Consider the following 16,078-nt stretch of genomic DNA (forward strand, 5'->3'; position numbering starts at 1 on the left):
GCGGCCCGCCGGCCGGCAACCGGGATTCCGGCGGACGACCGGCCGGCCCGGGGGCCGCCGGGCCGCCTTGCGCCGGGCGGGCTCAGACCCCCCACTCCGCGCGCAGCCGGGCGAAGGCCTCGTGGAAGCCCGGGAAGGTCTTCCGCACGCAGCCCGGGTCGTCGAAGGTGATGCCGGGGGTGCGCAGCGCGGTGACGGCGAAGGACATCACGATCCGGTGGTCGGAGTGGGTGGTGATCCCGACCGGGCGCGGGGTGCCGGGCCGGATCTCGATCCAGTCCTCCCCGGTGGCCACCGGGACGCCCATCGCGCGCAGGTTGTCGGCGCAGGCCTCCAGCCGGTCGCACTCCTTGACCCGGGTGTTGTGGACGTCCTCGATCCGCACCGGCCCGGTGGCGAACGGCGCGATGGCCGCGAGCGTGGGCATGGTGTCGGAGATGTCCCGCATGTTGACGGTGATCCCGCCGAGCGGGCCGTCGCCGGCCACCGTCGTGCGGTCGGGCCCGACGTCCACCCGGGCGCCCATCCGCCGCAGCACGTCCACGAACCGCAGGTCGCCCTGGAGCGCGTCCCGGCCGAGGCCGGGGACGGTGACCTCGCGGCCGGCCAGGGCCGCGGCGGCGAAGAAGTAACTGGCGGTGGAGGCGTCCGGCTCGACCGGGTAGTCGGCGGCCCGGTAGCCGCCGGAGGGCACCTCGAACACCTCGCCGGCGGGAGTCCGCTCCCGCTTCACCTCGACCCCGAAGGAGCGCATCATCGCCAGGGTGATGCCGATGTACGGGGCGGAGACCAGCCGGGTGACGGTGATCCGCAGGCCGTCCCGGGTGAGCGGGCCGAGCAGCAGTAGCGCGGTCAGGTACTGCGAGGACTGCCCGGCGTCCAGGGTGAGTTCACCGCCGCGGACGCCGTCCGCGACGACGGTCAGCGGGTGGTGGCCCTCGGCCTCCTCGTGCCGCAGGTCCACGCCCAGCTCGCGCAGCGCCCGGGTGAGCGGGGCGACCGGGCGGCGGCGCATCTGGGCGGAGGCGTCGAAACGGTAGGTGCCGTGGCCGGCGGCGGCCAGGGTGGGCAGGAAGCGCGCGGTGGTGGCGCCGTCCCGGCAGTACACCTCGGCGCTCGGCACGGCGGGCCCGGCCGGGCGGCCCGCCACCCGCCACGAGTCCGCCGTCCGCTCGACCCGGTACCCGAGGGTGTCCAGGCCCTCGGCGAAGCCCTCGGTGTCGTCCGAGGCCAGCGGGCGGCGCAGGGTGGTCACGCCCTCGGCGGCGGCGGCCAGGAACAGCGCCCGGGCGGTGATGGACTTGGATCCCGGGATCTCCACAGCAGTCACGGCAGGCTCTCCCAACACGGGTGTCCGACAGGTGTCTCCGGTGACGTCAGGGCCGATCCTGCCCCACCGGGCCGCCGCCTTCGGCGACCATCCACGGACTGGACGGTGGCCGGGGCGACAACGGCGGGCGAAGGCTCGGCGGCCTTCGACGGCATCCGCTAGGCAGCGGGCGGCGGGCGGACTCCCGAGGGGGCGGGGGCGACGGTTCAGCAGCGCGCCCAGAGGCCGGCCAGGTGCGCGTGCAGGACCTCCTCCGCCTCCGCCACCGTCCGGTGCCCGACCAGGACGTGCGCGGTGAGCCCGTCGGCGAGGGCGAGCAGCGCACGGGCCTCGGTGCGGGCCACCACCGCCCCGCCCGCGGCGGCCCCGCCGATCACCGAGCCGCCGACGACCTGCCCGCCGGCGGCCTCCGCGACCAGCCGCACCATCAGCTCCTCCAGTGCCGCGTAGCTGCTCCGCAGGGCCGCCGCCAGCCCCGGGTTGACGGCGGCGCCGGCGAGGAAGGCGAGCCAGATCCTGGCCTCGGCCCGGTGCTCCTCGCGCAGCAGCGCCACCTCGCCCGCCACCAGCCCCAGTTCACTGGCCGCCGACTGCGCCGGCCCGGCCGTGAGCCGGCCGCGCACCCGCTCGGTGACCCGCTCGCCGACATGGGTGAGGGCGAACAGGAGCATCTCCTCCTTGGTGCGGAAGCAGCGCTGGACGGCGCCCATCGAGACCTCCGCCCGGGTGGCGACGTCCCGCAGGGTGACGCCCTCCAGGCCGTGCTCGTCCACCAGCAGGCAGACGGCCTCGGCGATCCGCCGGCGCCGGCCCTCGTGGTCCACCTGTTTCGGCATCTCCGGCCTCCTCGTCCTGTCCTCGGATTTTCCGATGCGAGCGTATCGGTTCTCGGGCTAGGGTTCCGTACTGATGCGACCGCATCGGTACGAGGTCCAACGAGCCGCCGAGGAGAACCCCCATGCCCCTGTGGAGCAAGCCCGCCACCGAAATCGCCGCCGCCGTGCGCTCGGGCGCGGTGACGGCCCTGGACGTGGTGGACAGCCACCTGGACCGGATCGCCGAGGTCAACCCCGGCCTGAACGCCGTCACCCAGCTCCTCGCCGAGCGCGCCCGCGCCGACGCCCGGCAGCTCGACCGCCGCCGGGCCGCCGGTGAGGATCCCGGCCCGCTCGCGGGCGTGCCGTTCACCGTGAAGGAGTGCACCCCGATCGCCGGCGTGCCCACCACCTTCGGCACCCCGCGCTTGCGCGGCCACGTCGCCACCGCGGACGCCGTCCCGGTGGCCCGGCTGCGCGCGGCGGGGGCGATCCCGATCGGCCACAGCAACCTGCCGACCCTGATCCTCGCCGGGATGCACACCCGAAGCGAGCTGTACGGCGACACCCGCAACCCCTGGCACCCCGGCCGCACCCCCGGCGGCACCAGCGGTGGGGACGGCGTGGCCGTCGCCGCCGGGATGGCCACGCTCGGGCTCGGCAACGACTCCGGCGGCTCGGTCCGCATCCCGGCCTCCTTCTGCGGGGTCGCCGCCCTCAAGCCGACCACCGGCCGCTTCCCCGCCGACCAGCGCCTGATCGGCCCGGACGACCCGGGCCCGGCCTCCCAGCTCCTGGTCACCGACGGCCCGCTGGCCCGTACGGTCGCCGACCTGCGGCTCGCCTACGAGACGCTGGCGGGCACCGACCCGCGCGACCCGCGCGCCGTGCCCGCCCCGCTGGACGGGGAGCCGCTCGCCGGCCCGGTCCGGGTCGCCGTCGTCGCCGATCCGGGTGGCCACGGCGTCCACCCGACCGTCCGCCGCGCCGTCGGGACCGCCGCCGACGCGCTGCGCGACGCCGGGTACGACGTCCGGGAGGTCCCCGACGTCCCGCGGCTGGACGAGGCGCTCGACGCCTACCTCCGCCTCACCAACACCGAGTTCGCGCCGAGCTGGCCCGTCGTCCGGCAGCTGCTGGGCGAGGGCGGCGACCGCTACATCGACCTGACCATGCGCGTCGCCCCGCCCACGGACGCCCCCGGCCTGATCCGGCTGATGGGCACCTGGATGGGCATCCGCCGCTCCTGGACGGAGTTCCTGCAGGAGTACCCGCTGCTGCTGGGCCCGGTGTTCACCGAGCCGCCCGTCGAACCCGGCCTGGAGTCCCGGGACCAGGCGGGCCGCGACCGGGTCGCCGCCGCCATGCGGCTCTGCTCGGCGACCAGCTTCGTCGGCGTCCCGGCCGTCGCCGTCCCCACCGGCCTCGCCGCGGACGGCCTGCCCACCGGTGTCCAGCTGGTCGGCCGGGCGTTCCGGGAGGACCTCTGCCTGGCCGCCGCCCAGGCCGTCGAGGACCGCCTCGGCACGCTCACCCCGATCGACCCGAGGCCGTGAAGCCGTACAGCCGTACAGCGGTGGGGCCATGAGGGACCGTGAGGCCGGAACCCCTAGACCCCCGGCAGCCCCGGCACCACCAGCCCGCTCTCGTAGGCGATCACCACCGCGTGGGTCCGGTTCTGCGCGCCGAGCTTGCCCAGGACGTTGCCCACGTGGGTCTTGACGGTCTCCTGGCTCACCGCGAGGGCCTGGGCGATCTCCGGGTTGGACAGCCCGGTCGCCATCAGCCGCAGCACCCCCTCCTCCCGCCCGGTCAGCGCCGCCCGGGGCAGCGCCTCGACCGGATCCAGCGGCCGGGCCGCGACCATCCGGCGCAGCGCGGCGGGGAACAGCACCGCCTCCCCGGCCGCCGCCACCCGCACCGCCTCGGCGATCTGCGGGACGGGCCGCCGCTTGAGCACGAAGCCGCTGGCCCCGGCGCTCAGCGCGGCGGTGACGTAGGCGTCGTTCTCGAAGGTGGTGATCACCACGACCTTGGGGGGCTCGGCGTGCTCCCGCAGCAGTTCACGGGTCGCGTCGATGCCGTTGCGGCGCGGCATCCGCACGTCCATCAGCACCACGTCCGGCCGCAGCCGCCGGACCCGCTCGACCACCTCGACGCCGTCGGCGGCCGTCCCGACCACCGCGATGCCCGGCTGGGCGCCCAGCAGGGTGCCCAGCCCGCTGCGGGTGACGGCGTCGTCGTCGGCGATCAGCACGGTGACGTCGGGCGGAGTGCCCTCGTCGCGGCCGGGCGTGCCCGCGTCGGCGCCGGGCGCATCCGGGCCGGAGCCCGGGCGGGAGTCCGAGTCGGAGCCGGGCCCGCTCACGCCGACCACCGCATCGGCAGCCGGACCGCCAGCCGCCACTGCCGCTCCCCGTACGGCCCGGCCTCGAACTCGCCGTTCAGCAGCCGCACCCGTTCGGCCAGGCCGGGCAGGCCGTGGCCGGAGGTCGGGAAGCCGCCCGAGCCCGGCGCGGCGTGGCCGCCGCCCACCCCGTTGACCACGCTCAGCTCCAGCATCTGCGGCCCCGCCGCCACCAGCAGCTCGATCGGCCCGCCGGCGCCGTGCCGCAGCGCGTTGGTCAGCCCCTCCTGGACGATCCGGTAGGCGGCCCGGGAGAGCGTGCCCTGCACCTGCGCCAGGTCCCCGGTGGTGCGCGGTTCCACGACCGCGCCCGCGTGCCGCAGCCGGTCGATCAGTTCGGGCAGGTCGGTGAGGGTCCGGGTCGGGGCGGTGCCCGACTGCTCCTCGCGCAGCACGCCCAGCACGTAGTCGAGGTCCTCCAGCGCGGCCCGGGTGGACTCCTCGATGCTGCGCATCGCGGCCCGCGCCGCCGCCGGGTCGGCGGCGAGCACCTCGCCCGCGACGGCCGCCTGGATGGTCGCGGCGGTCAGGGTGTGCCCGATGGAGTCGTGCAGTTCGTGGGCCAGCCGGTTGCGTTCGGCCAGCTGCCGTTCCCGTTCGGCGGCCATCGCGAGCCGCTCGGCCGGCGAGGGCCCGAGCAGCCGGGGCGCCAGCGACCGCAGCGCACCCGACGCCCCGGCGAACAGCGCCGCCGCCAGGGCCAGGCTGAGCGCCGCCACCACCCAGCTCCAGACGCCCGTCACCTCGGCCGCCCAGCCGAAGAGGCTCACCCGCGCCTCACCGGACGTCCGCCGCCCCGGCAGCGTCAGCCCCATCACCAGCAGGGTGCTGCCGCCGACCAGCACCGTCCACCCGAGCGCCACGTGCGCCAGCAGGAAGACCGGTGTCCGCCACCGCTCCCCCGCGGCCCCCTTCACCGGGTCGGGCACCGCGACGCCCAGCAGCCGCCGCGCCACCTTCACCAGCACCCGGCGCACCACCGGGGGCAGCCCGGCCGCCGCCACCAGCACCGCCCACAGCGGCAGGGCCGCCCAGGCCGCGTCCGGCCGGCCCGACACCCCCAGCGTCGCCCCGAGCGCCACCATCGCCACGGGCAGCGACGCCAGCGCCCCGAGCACCGCGAACAGCACTCCCGTGTACGTCGACCTGCGCAGCAGCAACCGCATTCCCTTGATCATGCTGGTCAGTATCACCGGCCGTCCCGCCCCGGCCCTCCCCCGATCGAGGGAGGATCTCCGACGGCCTCCGGCAGCCCGTGACGGCCCCGACGGCCCCCGGCCGCCCCACCGTCGCCGCCGTCCCGGATTCGGCCGGAACGCGACCACTCGTTCGCATGAATGCGGCGCGAAGCAGCCTCCCCGCCTCCGGAGTTCCAGATCATCGCAGCAATGACGATCAATCAGAAGCTGTTCAGGCAAGGCCTGTTGGCGACCGCCGCCTCCACCCTCACCGCCCTGGCCGCGGCGACCGCCCAGGCCGCACCCGCCCAGCGGAACGACGGCCCGCACCTCTGCAGGGTCTCCGTCCGGGCCACCGGGGCCTGGGCGCCCCCTCCCGGCCTGGCCTCCTTCACCGTGCGCGTCGGGGGCACCGGCGGCGGAGGCGACCCGGGAGGCCCCGACCGGTAGCGCGGCCCAACACAGGCCGACGACCGGTGCGCGAACGAGCCGACGGGATCCGGCCGTTCCGCAGATCCGCCTGCCAACGAACGGACGGTGGGCGAGACTTGGCCCTCGGATCGGGCGCCCGACCAGCCCAAGTATCCGACGGAACAGCAACTGCCTTGATTCACGCGATCGTTGATGAGACAGGAGTTTCCGGATGGCTGGTTCCCCCATGCCGCGAAGAGCCACCCCAGGCCGAGCCGCGCCCCGTCCGTACCCGACTCCCCACCCCGACGAGCCAGGAGCCCACCGCATGACCGGCTTACGCGCCCGCCGCCCCGCCGCCCTCGGCGCCGCCACGACGGCCGCCGCCCTCCTGCTCGGCCTCGCCCCCACCGCAGCGGCCATCCCCGCCGCGACAGCGGCCACCCCGGCCGCGGCATCCGCCCCGCTGCCCACCCCGCGGTTCCTGCCGACCCCGCCGGACACCGCCTGGAGCCTGGTGTGGGGCCTGGGCCGCGACGGCGCCGTCGTCGGCGAGTACTACCGGAGCACCCCCGGTGGAACCGGCCCGCACGCCATCCGCTGGCATCCCGACCACCTCGGCTACACCGACCTGGCAGCACTGCCCGGCGACCTGTCCAGCCGCCCGGCCGGGTTCGACGACACGGGCACCGTGGTCGGGGCGTCCTACCGCGCGCTGGGCGACAACCACCCGGTCCGCTGGGCCCCGGACGGCACTCCGACCGCCCTGGAACTGCCGGCCGGGGCCCGCGGCGGCGGCGCGAGCGCGGTCAACAACGCCGGTGTGGTGGTCGGTGGTTGGTACGACGCCGTGTACCAGTCCAAGCCGTTGAAGTGGCAGCCCGACGGCACCAGGGTCGACCTGCCGGTGCTGCCCGGCGACACCATGGGCTCGGCCGTCTCGGTCACCGACGCGGGCGTCGTCGCCGGCACCTCCGAGCGGCGCCTCGCCGACGGCCGCTACGAGGAGACCCCGGTGCTCTGGAACCCGGCGGGCGCCGTGACCGCGCTCCCGCTGCCGCCGGGGGTCGACGGGGCCAGGGTGGCCCGGATGACCGACGGCGGCGTGGTGCTCGGACAGGGCCGGCGCGCGGGCGGCACGGAGTTCGACCGGGTGCTGGTCTGGACGCCCGACGGCACCGTCCGGGACGCCGGGACCGGCCGGACGAGGGCCGTCAACGGCGCGGGCACCGTCGTCGGGGCGGCCTTCGACACCGCCCGCTCCACGCTCGCCGCCCGCTGGAACCCGGACGGCACGCGGACCCTGCTCGACGGCCCGGCGGGCCGGCAGAGCGAGGCGATGGCCGTCAACAGCGCGGGCACCGCGGTCGGCGTCGCGCAGGGGCCGGACTGGAACCGGACCACGGCGCTGCTGTGGCGGCCCGACGGGACGGCCGTGCCGCTCCCGCCGTCCCCGCTCGGCCCGTACGCCGACGCCAAGTTCATCAACGACGACGGGGTGGTCGCCGGGACCGCCGTCGAACTGGACGCGGCCGGTGAACCGGTCTCGGCCCGCCCGGTCGTCTGGACCCGCTGACGGCGCCCCGCCGGACGGCCGGTCGGTCCGCGGACCGACCGGCCGTCCTCAGTTCCGCCCCGGCTCGCGCGGGCCGAGGGCGTCGCGCAGCATGGCGCGCGAGGTGATGCCGAGCTTCTCGTAGATCTGGTACAGGTGCGCGCCGACCGTCCGGTGCGAGATGAACAGCCGTTCGGCGATCTGCTTGTTGGTGAGGCCGGAGGCGGCGAGGTGGGCGATCTCCAGCTTCTGGGCGCTCAGCCCGTGGGTGTTCGAGTCGTCGGGCCGCGGCCGGTTCCAGCCCGCCGCCCGCAGTTCGTTCCTGGTCCGCTCGACCCACGGCAGGGCGTCCAGTTCCTCGAAGACGGCCAGCGCCGCGCCGAGTCGGGCCCTGGCCTCGGCCATGGCCCGGGCCCTGCGCAGCCGTTCGCCGTACGCGAGCAGGACCCGGGCGTGGTCGAAGCGCCACCGGTCGCCGCCGGGGGTGTCCAGCGCGCGGGCGAAGCCGCGCAGCGCCTCCGGGTCGTCGTCGGTGCACAGGGCGGCCGACGCCTCCAGCAGCATGGCGTGCCGGGAGGACACCGCGCCCAGGCCGGCCTCGCGCATCGCCCGGACGTGCGCGGCGGCCTCCTCGCGCCGGTCGCCGCGGACGGCGGCCTCCACCAGGTGCGCGGCCACCCACAGCGCGTGGGGGACGTGGGAGGCCAGGGTGCCGGCCGGGCTGACGGCCTCGGCGTGCCGGTAGGCGAGCGCGTGGTCCCCGCGGCCGAGCGCCGCCACGGCGGCGGCGTGGTGGGCGTAGTGGGCGGCGCAGGGGGCGCCGTGGCGCGCGGCCCAGTCGATGACGTACCCGGCCGTCGCGAGGCTCTCGTCCGTGTGTCCCCGGGCGCCGAGGACGATGGCCCTGATGAACAGGAAGTACCAGGCGAAGGCGCGGTACCCGTGGTCCTCGCAGGCCTGCAGCCCCTCTCCCGCGAGGTCGAGCGCCTCGTCCCAGCGTCCGGTGAGGTAGTCCTCCAGGCACAGGTGGATGAGCGCGGAGAGGTAGCGCCTGGCCGGGCCGCCGTCGCGGCCGGACCGCACCACCTGCCAGGCCGCGTCGCGGATCTCGCCGAGGCGGTCGAGGTAGAGGGCCCCGGTGCCGACGCGGGTGACCAGCACCGGGTCGGCCTCCTCGCCGGCCAGGGCCAACGAGTCCATGAGGGCGTCGAGTCGGCCGTGCGCCGCGGCCCCGGTGCGGGCCGGGTCGGAGAAGGTGCGGCCCAGGACGGTGAGGATGGCCGGCGGCTCGGGGGTGAGGCGTTCGACGGCCTGGTCGTAGGACCGCCACAGGTCGGGCCGGGCGCCGAAGAAGCAGACCACCGCGAGGACGTGCAGCGCGTCCACGAGCGCCCTGTCGTCGGCCCGGTAGCCGTGGACGCCGGCCGCGGACTCGATGGCGGTGGTCAGCAGCCGGTGCGCGGTGGCCACGTCGTCGCCCCCACCGGGCGGGTTCCCGTCCGGCGGGTTCCCGCCCCCGCCCCCGTTGAGCACGAGCAGCGCCGACGCGGTGGCCGAGTGCAGCGAGTCCTCGGCCTCCGGGGCGGCCTGGCGCGCGTCGTCCAGGAGCTTGCGGACGCTGGACAGCGCCCCGGTGGACTCGGCCCCCAGGTAGGCCGCCTCGGCGAGCCTGCGGGCGCGGTTCGGCCCCTCCGGGGAGAGCGAGGCCGCCCGGATCAGGGTCCGCATGGCCCCGGCGGCGTCGCCGCGCCGCAGGGTGAGGCCGGCCGCGTGCTCCAGCAGCGCGGCGACCTCCTCGTCGGGCTCCAGGGTGGCCTCGCCCAGGTGCCAGGCGCGGCGTTCCGGCCGGTCGGCCAGGGCGTGGGCGAGCGCCGCGTGCGCGGCGCGCCGTTCGCCGCTCAGCGCGTGGAGCACCATGGCCGAGCGGATGAGCGGGTGCCGGAACCGCAGCCGCTGCTCGCCCTCCTCGATCTCCACCAGCCGGTCGCGCTCGACCGGGGCGAGGTCGTCCAGGCCGTACCCGGCCCCGGCCTGGCGGGCGGCCGCCTGCAGCACGCCCAGGTCGCCGGTGCCCTCCAGGGCCGCGAGCAGCAGCAGGTGGCGGGAGCCGGCCGGCAGCCGGGCGATCCGGGCCCCGAACAGCGTCTCCAGCCGGCTGCTGAGCGGCGGCACCGCCGGGCAGTCGGCGGAGGCCGCCGGCGGCACGACGGTCGGCAGTTCCAGCAGGGCCAGCGGGTTGCCGCCCGCCTCGACGAGCAGCCGTCGGCGCACGCCGCGCCCCAGGCCGGGGAACCGGTCGGCGAGCAGCCGGGCCGCCGACTCGTCGTCGAGGGGCGGGAGTTCGTACGTGGGGAAGGCTCCGGCCTCCCGCGGGCCCAGCTCGCCGGAGCGGGCGGCCGCCACGAAGCCCACGCCCAGGCCGGTCACCCTCCGGGCGACGAAGCCGAGCACGGCGGTGCTGGCCGGGTCGACCCAGTGCAGGTCGTCGACGGCGAGCAGCAGCGGCCGCCCGTCGGCGACGGTCTGGAGCAGCCGCAGGACGGCGTTGGAGACGAGGAGCTGCTCGGGCGGCGGGCCGCTCTCGAAGCCGAGTACGACGCGCAGGGCGTCGCGCTGCGCGGCGTCGAGCTGCTCCAGGGCGCCCAGGTGGGGGAAGAGGACCTGGTGGAGGCCGGAGTAGCCGCAGTCGGCTTCGAACTCCACCCCCGAGGCCCTGAGCACCCGGGCGCCGTCCGCGAGCACGGCCGCGGCGACCGTGTCCAGGACTGCGCTCTTGCCGATGCCGGCCTGGCCGGACAGCAGCAGCGCCCCGCCGCCGGCCCCGATGCCGAGCCGGTCCCGGACCAGCCGCAGATCGCCGTCCCTGCCGACCAGCGGCCCGCCCCCGAGCACGCCGGTCCCCACCCCGCCCACCACTACCGTTCCCCTCCCGCGCAATTCCGGCCACCGTCACGCGCGCCGAGGCCGGATCTCCTCGGCGGGAAATCCCTTCGGCACGGCCGTGAACAGCCTGGCCGCACACCATTATGGCGGTAGACGGTCGGTCATTTTCCCGACTTTCCCGGCCATTTCCGGCCGCTCGCCGCGCCGTATGACCTACGTCTCGACCTGCGAGGATGCGATCGGTCGTCCGCTCCACGCAGTCGAATGACCGATGCGCCGACGTCGTCCGGTCGAACACAGTTGCACCGCAGGTTCCCGTCCGCATCGGCGATACCGGCCGACCCCGAAAGCGAGTTCCACCATGGCCCTGAAATCCCTCCGGCTGAAGACCGCAGCCGTGGCGAGCGCGCTCGCCGGCGCGACGCTGTTCGCCGTGGCGGCCCCGGCGACGCCGGCGGCCGCGGCGAACGCCCCCTACGACGGCTGCCCGGCGTGGGCGCTCTGCCTCTACCAGCACGAGGGCGGGACGGGTTCGAAGGCGATCGTCACGCCGCCCCCGGCCGGCGGCAACGCGGCGATCGTGCGGCTCCACTCGGTCCACTTCCTGAACGGCGAGATCGCCGACAACCAGGTGTCCTCCTGGATCAACAACTCGCAGTGCTCGGCCAAGTTCATGGACGACCCCTACGGCGAGCTCCACCCGTCCGACCTGGACTACACGGAGACCTGGCACTGGGGCGCGAAGGGCGACTACGGCGCCGGCACCTCCAAGTCCTACGTCAACGACCGGGTCTCCTCCATCCACTTCTACTGCCCGTAGCGACCGACCCGGTCCGAGGGTGCGGCCTCCGGTCCACCCCGCCGCCCCCGGCACCCGTGAAGGGGCCGGGGGCGTCGCCGTGCCCCCTGCCGACTCCCCGGTCCGCGACCGGACCGTCCGATGACACGGAAGGAAGTCCCATGAGACGTCTACGACCAGCGGCCGCGCTCCTGTCCGGCCTGCTGCTCTCCGCCGCACTGCCCGTCCTCGCGGAGGCCGCGCCCGCCTCCGCGGCGGCCCCCTCGGCCCCCTCGGCCGCCGCCGCGGTGACCGCCGGCCCCGGCGCCGAGGGCCCGGACCTCACCCACGCCAACCGCACCTCCCCGGCCGCCGGCATGCCGGACTGGTCCCGGGTCGGCTTCCGGGGCGGCCAGGAGCTGCCCGACGACGGCGACCTGACCGACGACCCCGGCTGCCGCATCACCCCCGACGTGCTCGCCGCCAGGTACGGGGTGAAGGCGAACGACGGCGCCGACGACACCACCGGCCTGCAGAAGGCCGTCGACGACGTCAAGGCCAACTGCTCGCCGAACGCCAGCTTCAACCGGCTCTCGCTGATCTCCCTACCGGCGGGCCGGATCGACGTCTCCCGGCAGGTCTACGTCGACGCCGACTACCTGGTCCTGCGCGGCCAGGGCTCCGGCGACGGCGGCACCCGGCTGGTGTTCCGGCCGGACGTCAACACCCGCTACGACACCCTGGTCAACGGCCGCTGGGACCAGGACGGCATGAAGGCCGGCAGCGGCAGCGACGTCGGCACCGGTGGCTGGATCTGGCCGGGCCGCGGCATGTTCCGGGTGCAGACCCGGGACATCGCGGAGCGCTACCAGGACGACTGGGCGGCGTCCCCGGCCAACCGCAAGGACATCTTCGAGGGCAGCGTCAACCAGCACTGGGCCTCCGGCATCAAGGTGGCCGCCCGGGCCGACGACCCCGGCTACGCGGCCCGGGAGGGGCAGAGCACCGTCCAGCTGGACGCCAAGGCCGACATGAAGAAGTTCTCCCCGGGCGGCTACGTCTGGGTCGGCGCGGCCAACAGCGTCAAGTTCTACGAGCAGCAGGGCGTCTCCGACCGCAGCCAGATGGACAACCTGCACATGCGCCAGCAGATGTTCCGGGTCACCGGCTTCGACGGCACCGCGAAGACCGTCAACCTGGACCGCCCGCTGGAGTGGGACGTTCCGGTCGACTCCACCTCGGACGGCTCCCCCGCGCTCGGCGACAAGCCGTACGCCAGCAAGGTCACCCCGCTGAAGGTGGTCCAGGGCGTCGGCTTCGAGGACTTCGCCTTCACCCAGGACATGGCCGGCCTGCCCAAGCTGGGCGGCGGCACCTACGACCTGACCCCCGCCCAGGCCGTCCACAACTACGGCAACATGGCGCCCGAGTACGCGATGCACGGCATCGTCTTCAAGTGGACCGCCAACGACTGGGCGCGCGGCCTTAAGGCCGAGATGACGGGCTCGCACCCGATCGTCACCGAGGACGCCCGCAACCTGCAGATCGAGCGCAACAGCTTCGACGGCGCCTGGAACAAGGGCAAGGGCGGCAACGGCTACCTGCGCGGCAGCCGCGTCTGGGACTCGCTGTACGCCTACAACCTCAGCCGCAACCTGCGCCACTTCACCTTCCAGTGGTCGGCCAGCGGCAACGTCGCCTTCCGCAACGACCTCGACTCGGACCTGAACCTGCACGGCGGCTGGGAGCACGACAACCTGTTCGAGCAGAACACCCTGCGGGTCCCGTACGAGCACCGCTCCGGCAACTGCCAGGCCAACTGCGGCGGTGAGGGCGGCGAGGTCGACACCGGCACCTGGTACCCGGTGTGGTGGGCGGCCGGCCCCAAGGCGGTCAAGTGGTCCGGCTCCTCGGGCCCGCAGAACGTCTTCTACAACAACACGATGGTCAAGCAGGCCACGCCCGGCGGCCCGTTCGAGCCGTACACGCCGTACGGCAGCCAGGCCGGCACCGCCTACCAGTTCGGCTCCGCGAACGGCGCCCCCGGCCGGTTCCAGCCGCTGGCGCAGGGCGGCCAGAACATCCCCGACTGGACCGGCCGGGAGACCCTCGACTACACCGGCCAGGGCGTGGTGCCGGTCGACCTGGGCAAGCGCCCCTCGCTCTTCCTCGCGGACACCGGCGGTCTCGAACCGCGCAGCGCCAACGAGCGCAAGGTCGCCACCTGGAACATGCAGGGCGCGAACACCGCCGACGCCAACGGCAACAAGTACGCCAACGACCTGCCCCAGCTGTTCGGGCGCGGCAGCCGGCAGGGCGGTGCCGACGTCATCTCGCTGCAGGAGGCCGGCGCCCCGCCCGGCGGTGCCACCTTCCAGCAGAACATCGACACCCCCAACATCCACTACTGGACGAACGACGGCCTCCACACCATCCCGGTCCAGGAGTACCGGTTGGGAAGCAGGAGCCGCCCGACGGGCTGGCTGTACTGGCTGCGCACGGACACCAGCAACGGCGAGTACGGACGCGTCAACCTGGCCATCTACAGCCGCACCCGGGTCGACCGGAACGACGTCTACGTCGCCCGGGAAGGCATCATCACCGACGGCGACGACTCACGGCCCGCGCTGGGCATCAACGTCGACGGCGTCGTGTACTTCACGGTGCACGGCTGGTCCGGCAGCGGCAACGACGACCCCATGCTGCTGCGCAACATCCAGGACCAGATGTCCCAGGCACACCTGCCCTGGATCGCCCTGGGCGACTACAACCGCGCCCCGGACAGCCTGCGCGCGGCGATCGGCACCGACCTCTCCGTCCACGCCCAGGACCGGCCCACGCACCCCACGGACCGGATCGGCAGCGGCACCCCGCGGGTCCTGGACTACGCCGTCGCGCCCAACAACAGCCCCCAGCAGCCCCGCGTCGTCGACATCGAGCGGGCCAACATCAACACGTCGGACCACTACCCCGTCGTGTACACCCTCGACAACCTGCCGGCCCGGCCGTCGGCCACCCCGTCGCCGACGCCGAGCCTGTCGAGGCACGTCGTGCTGCGCAGCGCCACCAGCACCAACGCGGCCTCGCCGACCCGCACCAGCCACGTGGTCACCGACCAGCCGGTCAACCGGGCCACCATCGCGACGCAGGTGTACTCGGTCGAACCCGACCCGGAGTACACCGGCTACTACCGCCTGGTCAACAACAGCGCGCCCTACTACGGCCACTACCTCGGCCAGGAGGGCGGCGCCCGCGACGCCCGGGCGGTGGTGTGGCCGAGCCCGGCCGAGGACCAGCTCTGGGCGCCGGTCCCCCAGGGCGACGGCACCTGGACCCTGCAGAACTACGTCACCCGGCAGTTCCTCACCGCGGCGAGCCCGGGGCAGGCGCCGGCGGGCCGCGACTACAACGGCTCGCCCGACCAGCGCTGGTTCCTCCAGGACCCGCGGGAGGCCGCGGACCTGAGCGAGATCGTCTCGCAGGAGAGCGGGTCCGGGGCCTCCGCGCTCTCCGTCGAGGACCACGCGCCGGCGCCCCGCCCGGTGGTCCTGTCCCCGAACACGCACCTGGGCACCCAGCAGTTCGGCGTCGTCTCCGCGGGCCGGAGCGGCTCCGACAACTGCTTCTACCTGATCAACCAGGGGCAGTACGTCAACTCGACGGCGACCAGTCCGGGGAACCCGTCGAACGGCAGCGCCGTCACCATGGGCGGCTACCGTCCCAATGACGACGGCTACCTGTGGTGCGCCACACCCGACGGCGCGAACGGGACGCTCCTGACCAACCACACGACGCCCGAGGAGCACCTGAACCTCGGCGACGGCGTGTTCAACCACACGACGACGGTCACCGTCCCCACTTCGGGTGCCGCCTGGCTCCACTGGATCTTCCGGACGGCCACCCAGTGACCCGCCCCGTACGGTGAGCCCCGGCGGCCGGTCGATCCTCGGATCGGCCGGCCGCCTCCGTGCTGTCGGGCCCGGGGCCTGCTCCGCCCGAACGACCTCGCGCGACGATCACCCGATCGGCCATCTCCGCAGGTCGGCACGGTGTTTCCGGCGGGTCGCGGGGTCCGTTCGGATGGCGGCGTCGATTGCGGGGGGTGGCGGCCCGTGTCTGGCTGGAGTCCGGCGGGCCGATCGGCGCCGCCGCCTCTGATCTCGAAACTCCACGGAGAGAACCATCATGGGTGCTGTCAAACGTGTCCTGACCATCGCCGCCTTCACCGCCCCGCTCGTGATCGGCTGCGCCGGGCTGGCCTCGGCCCAGGGCGTGGACGCGTCCTACGGCCAGGGCTACTTCACCGCCAACCAGAACGGCGCCGGCTTCGGGATCAACGAATCCTCCGTCGGTCCCGACGGCGTCTCCCACGTCAAGGCCTGGACCTGGGCCGACGACAACGGCGTCAGCGGCGGGTACACCGCCTCGGGCGCGACGATCGTGACCGAGTGACGAACCCCTCACCACCGGAGGCGTGAGACTCCCAGCCGACGCAGGGACGGGGCGGGAGCCGCCACGACCCACGCCTCCGGGCACCGGAACGGCCGTCCTCACGGCCCTCCCCGCGCGAGCGGAACGGAGAACCGGAAAACAGAACGGCCGGTCGATCCGAAGATCGACCGGCCGTTCGCTGTGCGCGAGGGGGGAGTTGAACCCCCACGCCCTTTCGGGCACTGGAACCTGAATCCAGCGCGTCTGCCTATTCCGCCACCCGCGCATCT

General features: G+C 74.8%; 11 protein-coding genes and 1 tRNA gene. 6 read left to right on the top strand and 6 right to left on the bottom strand.

Annotation, left to right across the window (positions count from 1 at the left end; translation table 11 throughout):
- Positions 1–82: 82 nt before the first annotated feature.
- Together aroA and ACIQI7_RS19930 are read right to left on the bottom strand one after the other, a co-directional pair.
- Positions 83–1,330, bottom strand: coding sequence for a 3-phosphoshikimate 1-carboxyvinyltransferase (gene aroA, locus ACIQI7_RS19925; RefSeq protein WP_401111552.1), 1,248 nt, complete (start codon positions 1,328–1,330; stop codon positions 83–85).
- 206 nt (positions 1,331–1,536) lie between these two features.
- Positions 1,537–2,166, bottom strand: a complete 630-nt coding sequence (locus tag ACIQI7_RS19930; protein ID WP_401111555.1) for a TetR/AcrR family transcriptional regulator — start codon at positions 2,164–2,166, stop codon at positions 1,537–1,539.
- A 122-nt stretch (positions 2,167–2,288) separates the two neighbouring features.
- Between ACIQI7_RS19930 and ACIQI7_RS19935 the strand changes: the two genes are divergently transcribed.
- The gene (locus ACIQI7_RS19935; RefSeq protein ID WP_401111557.1) at positions 2,289–3,701 is read left to right on the top strand and encodes an amidase; all 1,413 of its coding nucleotides are present in this window, start codon (positions 2,289–2,291) and stop codon (positions 3,699–3,701) included.
- Positions 3,702–3,754: 53 nt separating this feature from the next.
- Here ACIQI7_RS19935 and ACIQI7_RS19940 read toward each other — a convergent pair whose 3' ends face one another.
- Both ACIQI7_RS19940 and ACIQI7_RS19945 read right to left on the bottom strand, forming a co-directional pair.
- The gene (locus tag ACIQI7_RS19940) at positions 3,755–4,402 is read right to left on the bottom strand and encodes a response regulator (protein WP_401111745.1); all 648 of its coding nucleotides are present in this window, start codon (positions 4,400–4,402) and stop codon (positions 3,755–3,757) included.
- Between the two features lie 107 nt (positions 4,403–4,509).
- Positions 4,510–5,730 carry a sensor histidine kinase gene (locus tag ACIQI7_RS19945; RefSeq protein WP_401111560.1) on the bottom strand — a complete coding sequence of 407 codons (1,221 nt, stop codon included), beginning with the start codon at positions 5,728–5,730 and terminating at the stop codon, positions 4,510–4,512.
- 210 nt (positions 5,731–5,940) lie between these two features.
- Here ACIQI7_RS19945 and ACIQI7_RS19950 point away from each other — a divergent pair, with 210 nt between their 5' ends.
- Both ACIQI7_RS19950 and ACIQI7_RS19955 read left to right on the top strand, forming a co-directional pair.
- Positions 5,941–6,180: a hypothetical protein gene (locus ACIQI7_RS19950; RefSeq protein ID WP_401111562.1), complete on the top strand. Its 240-nt coding sequence runs from the start codon at positions 5,941–5,943 to the stop codon at positions 6,178–6,180.
- Positions 6,181–6,469: 289 nt separating this feature from the next.
- A complete protein-coding gene (locus tag ACIQI7_RS19955) occupies positions 6,470–7,717 on the top strand; it encodes a hypothetical protein (protein WP_401111565.1) in 1,248 nt (415 codons plus the stop codon).
- A 48-nt stretch (positions 7,718–7,765) separates the two neighbouring features.
- On the opposite strand, the gene ACIQI7_RS19960 is transcribed toward ACIQI7_RS19955, so the two are convergent.
- Positions 7,766–10,609, bottom strand: a complete 2,844-nt coding sequence (locus tag ACIQI7_RS19960; RefSeq protein ID WP_401111566.1) for an AAA family ATPase — start codon at positions 10,607–10,609, stop codon at positions 7,766–7,768.
- 331 nt (positions 10,610–10,940) lie between these two features.
- Between ACIQI7_RS19960 and ACIQI7_RS19965 the strand changes: the two genes are divergently transcribed.
- The 3 genes from ACIQI7_RS19965 to ACIQI7_RS19975 all read left to right on the top strand — a co-directional run bounded on the left by ACIQI7_RS19965 (position 10,941) and on the right by ACIQI7_RS19975 (position 15,809).
- Positions 10,941–11,399, top strand: a complete 459-nt coding sequence (locus ACIQI7_RS19965; RefSeq protein ID WP_401111569.1) for a peptidase inhibitor family I36 protein — start codon at positions 10,941–10,943, stop codon at positions 11,397–11,399.
- Positions 11,400–11,539: 140 nt separating this feature from the next.
- Complete coding sequence (locus ACIQI7_RS19970; RefSeq protein ID WP_401111572.1) at positions 11,540–15,265, top strand: RICIN domain-containing protein; 3,726 nt, start codon at positions 11,540–11,542, stop codon at positions 15,263–15,265.
- Between the two features lie 277 nt (positions 15,266–15,542).
- Entirely contained in the window at positions 15,543–15,809 is a 267-nt protein-coding gene (locus tag ACIQI7_RS19975) for a hypothetical protein (protein WP_401111575.1), read from the top strand.
- Positions 15,810–15,990: 181 nt separating this feature from the next.
- Here ACIQI7_RS19975 and ACIQI7_RS19980 read toward each other — a convergent pair.
- A tRNA-Leu gene (locus ACIQI7_RS19980) sits at positions 15,991–16,074 on the bottom strand.
- Between the last annotated feature and the right edge of the window lie 4 nt (positions 16,075–16,078).

The organism is Kitasatospora sp. NPDC092039 (genome assembly GCF_044756065.1).
Taxonomy (GTDB): domain Bacteria; phylum Actinomycetota; class Actinomycetes; order Streptomycetales; family Streptomycetaceae; genus Kitasatospora.

What these genes read in the sequence shown, in the direction of transcription:
- ACIQI7_RS19930 (WP_401111555.1), bottom strand. Translation starts at nt 2,166, where the DNA reads ATGCCGAAACAGGTGGACCACGAGGGCCGGCGCCGGCGGATCGCCGAG.
- ACIQI7_RS19935 (WP_401111557.1), top strand. Translation starts at nt 2,289, where the DNA reads ATGCCCCTGTGGAGCAAGCCCGCCACCGAAATCGCCGCCGCCGTGCGC.
- ACIQI7_RS19945 (WP_401111560.1), bottom strand. Translation starts at nt 5,730, where the DNA reads ATGATCAAGGGAATGCGGTTGCTGCTGCGCAGGTCGACGTACACGGGA.
- ACIQI7_RS19950 (WP_401111562.1), top strand. Translation starts at nt 5,941, where the DNA reads ATGACGATCAATCAGAAGCTGTTCAGGCAAGGCCTGTTGGCGACCGCC.
- ACIQI7_RS19955 (WP_401111565.1), top strand. Translation starts at nt 6,470, where the DNA reads ATGACCGGCTTACGCGCCCGCCGCCCCGCCGCCCTCGGCGCCGCCACG.
- ACIQI7_RS19965 (WP_401111569.1), top strand. Translation starts at nt 10,941, where the DNA reads ATGGCCCTGAAATCCCTCCGGCTGAAGACCGCAGCCGTGGCGAGCGCG.
- ACIQI7_RS19970 (WP_401111572.1), top strand. Translation starts at nt 11,540, where the DNA reads ATGAGACGTCTACGACCAGCGGCCGCGCTCCTGTCCGGCCTGCTGCTC.
- ACIQI7_RS19975 (WP_401111575.1), top strand. Translation starts at nt 15,543, where the DNA reads ATGGGTGCTGTCAAACGTGTCCTGACCATCGCCGCCTTCACCGCCCCG.